Genomic DNA, 8,811 nt, shown 5'->3' with positions numbered 1-8,811 from the left:
GAAGACCAGATCGGCTATGTCGAGGTGTTCAAGCAGCTCGGCGTTGGCATCGTGCAGATGTGCTACAACACCCAGAATCTGGTCGGCACCGGTTGCTATGAGCGTGACGGCGGCCTGTCGGGTTTTGGTCGCGAGATTGTCGCCGAGATGAACCGCGTCGGCGTCATGTGCGACCTGTCCCACGTCGGTTCCAAGACCTCCGAAGAAGTCATTCTCGAATCGCAAAAACCGGTCTGCTATTCGCACTGCCTGCCATCGGGTCTCAAAGAGCATCCGCGCAACAAGTCCGATGCAGAGCTGAAGTTCATTGCCGACCACGGCGGTTTCGTCGGCGTGACCATGTTCGCGCCGTTCCTCGCCAAGGGCATCGATTCGACCATCGACGATTACGCCGAAGCCATCGAATACACCATGAACATCGTCGGCGAAGACGCCATCGGTATCGGCACCGATTTCACTCAGGGTCACGGCCAGGACTTCTTCGAATACCTGACCCACGACAAGGGCTACGCCCGCCGCCTGACCAGCTTCGGCAAGATCATCAACCCGCTGGGCATCCGCACCGTCGGCGAATTCCCCAACCTCACCGAAACCCTGCTCAAGCGCGGCCATTCCGAGCGCGTGGTGCGCAAGATCATGGGCGAGAACTGGGTCAACGTCTTGAAAGATGTCTGGGGCGAATAAGCCGCCGCACTTCTGAATCCTTTCCCCCGGCCATCCGCGCCGGGGGCAACACACAAAATTTTCTGGAGTTAAGTTTCCATGGCCAAGATCGCCCCGCAATTGCCAATCGAAGTCGACAGCGAGACCGGTGTCTGGACCTCCGACGCCCTGCCAATGCTGTATGTGCCGCGTCACTTTTTCGTCAACAACCACATGGGCATCGAGGAAGTGCTCGGCGCTGAAGCCTATGCCGAGATCCTCTACAAGGCCGGCTACAAATCCGCCTGGCACTGGTGTGAAAAGGAAGCCGAATGCCACGGCCTGGAAGGCGTCGCGGTGTTCGAGCACTACATGAAGCGCCTGTCGCAGCGCGGCTGGGGCCTGTTCAAGATCCAGGACATCGACCTCGACAAAGGCACTGCCAGCGTCAAGCTCGAGCACTCGGCGTTCGTGTACGTGTACGGCAAGATCGGGCGCAAGGTCGATTACATGTTCACCGGCTGGTTCGCCGGCGCCATGGACCAGATTCTCGAAGCCCGTGGCAGCAAGATCCGTACTGTGGCCGAACAAGTCTACGGAGGCTCCGAAGAGGGCCACGATGACGGCTTGTTCATCGTCAAGCCGTTGTAAGCCGAGGACCGTGCCATGGCTTTCGAAGCAATGTTCCAGCCGATCCAGATCGGCAAACTGACCATCCGCAACCGCGTGCTCAGCACCGCGCACGCCGAGGTCTACGCGACTGACGGTGGCATGACCACCGACCGCTACGTCAAATACTACGAAGAGAAAGCCAAGGGCGGTATCGGCCTGGCCATCTGCGGCGGTTCGTCCGTCGTGGCGATCGACAGCCCGCAGGAATGGTGGAGTTCGGTCAATCTGTCCACCGACCGGATCATTCCGCACTTCCAGAATCTGGCCGACGCCATGCACAAGCATGGCGCCAAGATCATGATCCAGATTACCCACATGGGTCGTCGCTCGCGCTGGGACGGTTTCAACTGGCCGACCTTGATGTCGCCCTCGGGCATCCGTGAACCGGTGCACCGCGCCACTTGCAAAACCATCGAGCCGGAAGAGATCTGGCGAGTGATCGGCAACTACGCCCAGGCTGCGCGCCGGGCCAAGGCTGGTGGCCTCGATGGCGTCGAACTGTCGGCCGTGCACCAGCACATGATCGACCAGTTCTGGAGCCCGCGCGTCAACAAGCGTACCGATGAATGGGGCGGCAGCTTCGAAGGCCGGATGAAGTTCGGCCTGGAAGTCCTGAAAGCCGTGCGCGCCGAGGTCGGTGACGACTTCTGCGTGGGCATGCGCCTGTGCGGTGACGAGTTCCACCCGGACGGCTTGTCCCACGAGGACATGAAGCAGATCGCCAAGTATTACGACGACACCGGCATGCTCGATTTCATCGGCGTGGTCGGCTCGGGTTGCGATACCCACAACACCCTGGCCAACGTTATTCCGAACATGAGTTATCCACCGGAGCCGTTCCTGCACCTGGCTGCCGGGATCAAGGAAGTGGTCAAGGTGCCGGTGTTGCACGCGCAGAACATCAAGGACCCGAACCAGGCCACGCGCATTCTTGAGGGCGGTTACGTCGACATGGTCGGCATGACCCGCGCGCACATCGCCGACCCGCACCTGATCGCCAAGATCAAGATGGGCCAGATTGACCAGATCAAGCAGTGCGTCGGCGCCAACTATTGCATCGACCGTCAGTATCAGGGGCTGGACGTGCTGTGTATCCAGAACGCCGCGACCTCCCGTGAATACATGGGCGTGCCGCACATCATCGAGAAATCCACCGGGCCGAAACGCAAGGTGGTGATCGTCGGTGCCGGCCCGGCCGGGATGGAAGCCGCACGCGTGGCTGCCGAGCGTGGCCACGACGTCACGCTGTTCGAGAAAAAAGACTTCATCGGCGGGCAGATCACCACCGCATCGAAAGCACCGCAGCGTGACCAGATCGCCGGCATCACCCGCTGGTTCCAGCTGGAACTGGCGCGGCTGAAAGTCGATCTGCGCCTGGGCACGGCGGCGGATGCCGACACCATCATGGACCTGCGTCCGGATGTGGTGGTACTGGCGGTCGGCGGTCATCCGTACCTTGAGCAGAACGAGCACTGGGGCGCGGCCGAAGGGCTGGTGGTCAGCAGCTGGGACGTGCTCGACGGCAAGGTTGCGCCGGGCAAGAACGTGTTGGTCTACGACACCATTTGCGAGTTCACCGGCATGTCGGTCGCCGACTTCCTCGCCGATAAGGGCAGCCAGGTCGAGATCGTTACCGACGACATCAAACCGGGCGTGGCCATCGGCGGCACATCGTTCCCGACCTACTACCGCAGCATGTATCCGAAAGAAGTGATCATGACCGGCGACATGATGCTGGAGAAGGTCTACCGCGAAGGCGACAAGCTGATCGCGGTGCTGGAGAACGAATACACCGGTGCGAAAGAGGAGCGGGTGGTCGATCAGGTGGTCGTCGAAAACGGCGTGCGCCCGGACGAGGAAATCTACTACGCCCTCAAGGACGGCTCGCGCAACAAGGGCCAGATCGACGTCGAAGCGCTGTTCGCGATTCAGCCGCAACCTTCGCTGAGCGAAGCGGGCGACGGCTACTTGCTGTTCCGCATCGGCGACTGCGTGGCGCAGCGTAATACCCACGCCGCGATCTATGACGCCCTGCGACTCTGCAAGGATTTCTAAGACACGTTAACTGATCGTTCCCACGCTCCGCGTGGGAATGCAGCCAGGGACGCTCCGCGTCCTTTGTGACGCAGAGCGTCACGGGATTCATTCCCACGCAGAGCGTGGGAACGATCATCGAACGCCGTGTTTCTCCAGGCTGTCTGGTGGGAGCTTCACCATGTTGAACACCCTTCTTCCAATCCTGTTGTTCGCCGCCATCGGCCTTGCGGTCCTCGGCGCGTTGCGGCGGATGAACATGTGGCGCCGGGGGCGGGCGGCGAAGGTCGATCTGCTCGGCGGTCTGCTGGCCATGCCCAAGCGCTACATGGTCGACCTGCACCACGTTGTGGCGCGGGACAAATACATTGCCAACACCCACGTCGCCACGGCGGGCGGTGCGGTGGCGTCGATTGTGCTGGCCATTCTGGTGCACGGTTTCGGCCTGCATAACCGCATCCTTGGCTACGCCTTGCTGCTGATGTCGGCGGTGATGTTCGTCGGCGCGATCTTCATGTACCTGCGCCGGGTCAATCCGCCTGCGCGTCTGTCGAAAGGCCCGTGGATGCGCCTGCCGAAAAGCCTGCTGGCCTTCTCCGCGTCGTTTTTCCTGGTGACCCTGCCGGTGGCGGGGATCCTGCCGGAAAACTTCGGCGGCTGGGTGCTCGCCGCCATCCTCGGTGTTGGCGTGCTGTGGGGCGTGTCGGAACTGTTCTTCGGCATGACCTGGGGTGGGCCGATGAAACACGCCTTTGCCGGTGCTCTGCACCTGGCCTGGCACCGTCGCCCGGAACGTTTCGGCGGCGGGCGCTCGACCGGTTTGAAGCCGCTGGACCTGAACAATCCCGATGCGCCGCTGGGCGTGGAAAAACCCAAGGATTTCACCTGGAACCAGTTGCTCGGTTTCGACGCCTGCGTGCAGTGCGGCAAGTGCGAAGCAGCGTGCCCGGCCTTCGCCGCCGGCCAGCCGCTGAACCCGAAAAAACTGATTCAGGACATGGTCGTCGGCCTCGCTGGCGGCACCGACGCGAAGTTCGCCGGCAGCCCGTATCCAGGCAAACCGATCGGCGAGCATGGCGGCAATCCGCACCAACCGATCGTCAACGGTCTGGTCGACGCAGAAACCCTGTGGTCGTGCACCACCTGCCGTGCCTGCGTCGAGGAGTGCCCGATGATGATCGAGCACGTCGATGCGATCGTCGACATGCGCCGGCATCTGACCCTGGAAAAAGGCGCGACGCCGAACAAGGGTGCCGAAGTTCTCGAGAACCTTATTGCAACCGACAACCCTGGCGGTTTCGCCCCGGGCGGGCGGATGAACTGGGCGGCGGATCTGAACCTCAATCTGCTCAGTGAGAAGAAATCCACCGACGTGCTGTTCTGGGTCGGCGACGGCGCCTTCGACATGCGCAACCAGCGCACCCTGCGCGCGTTTGTCAAAGTGCTGAAAGCGGCAAACATCGACTTCGCCGTGCTCGGCCTTGAAGAACGTGACAGCGGCGATGTGGCGCGGCGTCTCGGCGACGAAGCGACGTTCCAGTTGCTGGCCAAGCGCAACATCCAGACGTTGGCCAAATACAGCTTCAACCGCATCGTCACCTGCGATCCGCACAGTTTCCATGTGCTGAAAAACGAGTACGGCGCCTTCGATGGCAACTACCTGGTGCAGCACCACAGCACCTACATGGCGGAAATCATTCAGGCCGGCGCGCTCAACCTCGGTCAGCACAAAGGCAACAGCGTGACCTATCACGATCCGTGCTACCTGGGCCGCTACAACGGCGAGTACGAAGCGCCGCGCGAAGTGCTACGTGCCCTCGGCATTGAAGTCAAAGAGATGCAACGTTCCGGCTTCCGCTCGCGCTGCTGCGGCGGTGGTGGCGGCGCGCCGATCACTGACATTCCGGGCAAACAGCGCATCCCCGACATGCGCATGGAAGACATCCGCGAAACCGGTGCCGAACTGGTGGCGGTGGGTTGTCCACAGTGCACGGCGATGCTCGAAGGCGTGGTCGAACCGCGTCCGCTGATCAAGGACATCGCCGAACTGGTCGCCGACGCGTTGCTTGAGGACGCCGCGCCAAGCAAGCCTGCCACGCCGGCCAAACGTGAACCTGCGGAGGTGCACTGATGAGCGACATTATCCGCCGCGACCCGCGCGCCGAATGGATTGCCCGTAACCGTTTGCACCCGCTGCACGCGGCGATGCAACCGGCGCAACACAGCTGGATGGGGCCCAATGGCGTCATCCGCAAGAATCTGCACGGCATGGGTTTTATCGGCCCCAACGGCATCAAACGCATTGACCGCAGCGGCGCGCAGCAGGGCGGGGCGGTCAAACGCTCGGCTGCTGTTGAAGTGCAGTTGCCGCTGCATCAGGTACCGGCTCCGGCGTTCTACATCAGCGTGGTGCCGGATATGGTCGGCGGTCGCCTGAGCAGCCACGACCGCGATCTGCTCGGCCTCGCTCACCAACTGGCCGGCAGAGATGGTGCAGTGCTCGCCGTGGTGTTCGGCGAGCACAAGGAAAGCGCTTTCGAAACTGCTGGCGTCGATCGCCTGCTGGTGCTGGAAGGCGAGGAATTCAGCGGTTATGCACCGGAGCAGCGGGTGCAGGGTTTGCGCGCTGTGGATAACCAATTCAACCCGCGTCACTGGTTGCTGCCGGACAGCCGCAGCGGTGGCGGCGAACTCGGCCGGCGCTTTGCTGCAGCGTTGGGTGAGCGCCCGGCCACGCGTGTCTGGCAGGTCAAGGATCAGGAATGCATCGGCCGCGCCGGGGCCGGATTGCAAGACCTGGCGCGTCCAGTGGCGCGGTTGATTCTCGCCGCTGCCGAATGCGCAGAGCCGGTCAGCGAAACCCGTCACGAAGCGTTGCCAGTGGAGTTATCCACAAGCGTCGCGCGCAGCTTGTCGCGAATCGAAGATCTTGGTGCCGTGGCGGTGGATCCGGCAGCGATTCCGATGGCCGAAGCGGAATTCATTTTCTCCGGCGGCAACGGGGTCAAGGATTGGCAGCTGTTTCACGAAACAGCGGCGGCGCTCGGCGCCACCGAAGGCGCTTCGCGGGTTGCGGTGGACGATGGCTTCATGGCCCGGGATCGCCAGGTTGGCGCGTCCGGCACCTGGGTCACTGCGCGGGTTTATGTGGCTGTGGGTATCTCTGGCGCGATCCAACACCTGCAAGGCATTGGCGCCTGCGACAAGGTGGTGGCAATCAACCTCGATCCGGGTTGCGACATGATCAAGCGTGCCGACCTCTCGGTGATCGGCGAAAGCGCAGAGATTCTGCAAGCGTTGATCGAAGCGGTCGCGGCTTACCGCAACGAAGCCAAGCGCGATGCGGCTTAAGGAAACCCTATGAACACGAACGTTATCAGTCTGGTCTCGATCGGCGCTCACCCGACCTCAGGTCGGCCACGGCGCGCCGATCAGGATGCGCGCGCGGTGGAACTGGGCCTGCAACTGGCTGGGGATAACCTGCAGGTGCTGCACGCCGGTGATGTCGCCGAACCGGCCCTGCGTGCCTATCTGGGCATGGGCCTGGAACAGCTGCATGTGCTGGAACAACCCGCTGGCGCCGATGCCTTGCCGGCGCTGACCGCGTACTTGCGCGATGCCGGTGCGCAGGTGGTGCTGACCGGTAGCCAGGCGGAAACCGGCGAAGGTTCAGGAATGTTGCCGTTCCTGCTGGCGGAAGGTCTGGGCTGGCCGCTGGTGGTAGGCCTGGCGCAGGTCGAATCGATCAATGATGGTTCAGCGCTGGTCCTGCAAGCGTTGCCGCGCGGCCAGCGACGCCGCTTGAAGGTCAAACTGCCGTTTCTGGCCACTGTGGATAACGCCGCGCCGAAGCCTCGGCAAAGTGCGTATGGCCCGGCGCGACGGGGCGAATTGGCCGCCGATGACGTTGAAGTGGTGGAGGACCAATTGTTGGCCGTCGCCACGCTGCAGCCGGCCAAGCCACGGCCCAAGCGCTTGAAGGTGATCAAGGCCAAGAGCGGCGCCGACCGGATGAAGGCCGCGACGGCCAAGGCCAGTGGAGGCGGGGGGCAGGTGCTCAAGGGCGTGACTGCCCAGGCCGGGGCTGAGGCGATTCTGAAGTTGCTGATTGAAGAAGGCGTTGTCCGCTGAAAAGCCCCTCACCCTAGCCCTCTCCCAGAGGGAGAGGGGACCTACCGCGGCGAATTGGCCAAGTACACCGACCTGCGACATGGCGGTGGCCTTGGTCTGGCCAAGCCTGAGATCAATACAATGTTTCAGGTCGATGTAACCTCACTAGTCGACGCGGTCGGCCCCCTCTCCCTCTGGGAGAGGGTTGGGGTGAGGGGAAGCGGCTTACCCACATTCCCTGTTGGCGAAGCTGTGGATAACGTGTTCGCCCTTCCGCGCACCCCACGCCATTCAAGCCTTCCAGCCATAAGATCAAAAAACGATCAGCGTAACTCACGGATTTCTCGGGCTTTTCCTTCGGTATAAATCGACAAGTTGCCCCCAATCTCTGTTGGCGCTTCTGTGGATAAGATGTTCGCTATCAGCTGTAGGCAATATGGACCGTGGCTTCCATTGGCTTGATCAATTATTGATCAAATGTGATCCCCGGGCGCCGAGAGCTGTTAAGACGAACGGGTTTTCCCCAGTCATAGGTGTTTTCCACAGAAGAGTGAAAGTTGTCCCCGATCTCTGTTGGCGCTTCTGTGGATAACGTGTTCGCTACCCGCTGGAGGCCTTTGAAACCGTGGTCTGCATGGCGTTGATCAAAAAACGATCGATCGTTTTCAGAAACTGCGATTCAGAATAAGTCACGGTTTTTCTTTGCAAATCAGCAAGATATTTTTTGACTCATCCACAGTTACCCCCATTTGCTGTGGGCGGGTGTGTGGATAACTTGTTTGCGGAAGGCTGGAGGGCTTGGTGGGTATGGGGGCGGGGGTGGTTGATCGGAAATTGATCAATCAGACTTGTGATGTAGGTCAGAACGCCTTCGCGAGCAGGCTCGCTCCCACAGGGGAATGCATTCCACCTGTAGGAGCCGCCGCAGGCTGCGATCTTTTGCTCCTGATCAGCCCTGAACCGGTACACCTTTGAGGTAAGGCGCAGGCTCTGCCCCGAGGTTGTTCAACATCCGCTCGCTGTACCAGTCGACGAAGTTGACCACACCGAATTCATAGGTCTTCGAGTAAGGCCCCGGCTGGTAAGCGGTGGAGTTGATCCCGCGCTGGTTTTCCTCAGCCAGACGGCGGTCCTGATCGTTGGTCGCGTCCCACACCTGGCGCATGCGCTCGACGTCGTAATCGACACCTTCCACCGCATCCTTGTGCACCAGCCACTTGGTGGTGACCATGGTTTCCTGAGCGCTGATCGGCCACACGGTGAAGACGATGATGTGATCACCCATGCAGTGGTTCCACGAGTGCGGCAGGTGCAGGATGCGCATCGAGCCCAGGTCCGGGTTCTTGATGCGGC

At 61.5% G+C, this 8,811-nt stretch carries 6 protein-coding genes and 1 pseudogene; 6 read left to right on the top strand and 1 reads right to left on the bottom strand.

What is annotated here, in order from left to right; all coding sequences use genetic code 11:
• From D8U70_RS12585 to D8U70_RS12560, 6 genes are all read left to right on the top strand, one after another.
• On the top strand, positions 1 to 684 hold a 684-nt coding region (locus tag D8U70_RS12585; protein ID WP_130929000.1), incomplete at its 5' end, for a membrane dipeptidase.
• A gap of 78 nt (positions 685 to 762) precedes the next feature.
• Positions 763 to 1,293 carry a 4-vinyl reductase gene (locus D8U70_RS12580; RefSeq protein WP_073476461.1) on the top strand — a complete coding sequence of 177 codons (531 nt, stop codon included), beginning with the start codon at positions 763 to 765 and terminating at the stop codon, positions 1,291 to 1,293.
• A 15-nt stretch (positions 1,294 to 1,308) separates the two neighbouring features.
• A complete protein-coding gene (dgcA, locus tag D8U70_RS12575; RefSeq protein ID WP_041476756.1) occupies positions 1,309 to 3,369 on the top strand; it encodes a dimethylglycine demethylation protein DgcA in 2,061 nt (686 codons plus the stop codon).
• 160 nt (positions 3,370 to 3,529) lie between these two features.
• Positions 3,530 to 5,479, top strand: coding sequence for a dimethylglycine demethylation protein DgcB (gene dgcB, locus D8U70_RS12570; RefSeq protein WP_130928999.1), 1,950 nt, complete (start codon positions 3,530 to 3,532; stop codon positions 5,477 to 5,479).
• Positions 5,479 to 6,699: an electron transfer flavoprotein subunit alpha/FixB family protein gene (locus D8U70_RS12565; RefSeq protein ID WP_073476466.1), complete on the top strand. Its 1,221-nt coding sequence runs from the start codon at positions 5,479 to 5,481 to the stop codon at positions 6,697 to 6,699. The genes dgcB and D8U70_RS12565 overlap by 1 nt, the downstream gene beginning before the upstream one ends.
• 9 nt (positions 6,700 to 6,708) lie before the next feature.
• Positions 6,709 to 7,479 (top strand): electron transfer flavoprotein subunit beta, encoded by a 771-nt coding sequence (locus D8U70_RS12560; RefSeq protein WP_024014592.1) that lies wholly within the window; start codon positions 6,709 to 6,711, stop codon positions 7,477 to 7,479.
• A gap of 928 nt (positions 7,480 to 8,407) precedes the next feature.
• Here the strand turns inward: D8U70_RS12560 and gbcA are convergent.
• A pseudogene (gbcA, locus tag D8U70_RS12555) lies at positions 8,408 to 8,811 on the bottom strand (glycine-betaine demethylase subunit GbcA); the annotation flags it as partial.

Origin of the sequence: Pseudomonas sp. Sample_20, from assembly GCF_004307585.1 — a bacterium.
Taxonomy (GTDB): domain Bacteria; phylum Pseudomonadota; class Gammaproteobacteria; order Pseudomonadales; family Pseudomonadaceae; genus Aquipseudomonas; species Aquipseudomonas atacamensis.
This window is presented reverse-complemented; position numbering and strand designations above follow the sequence as displayed.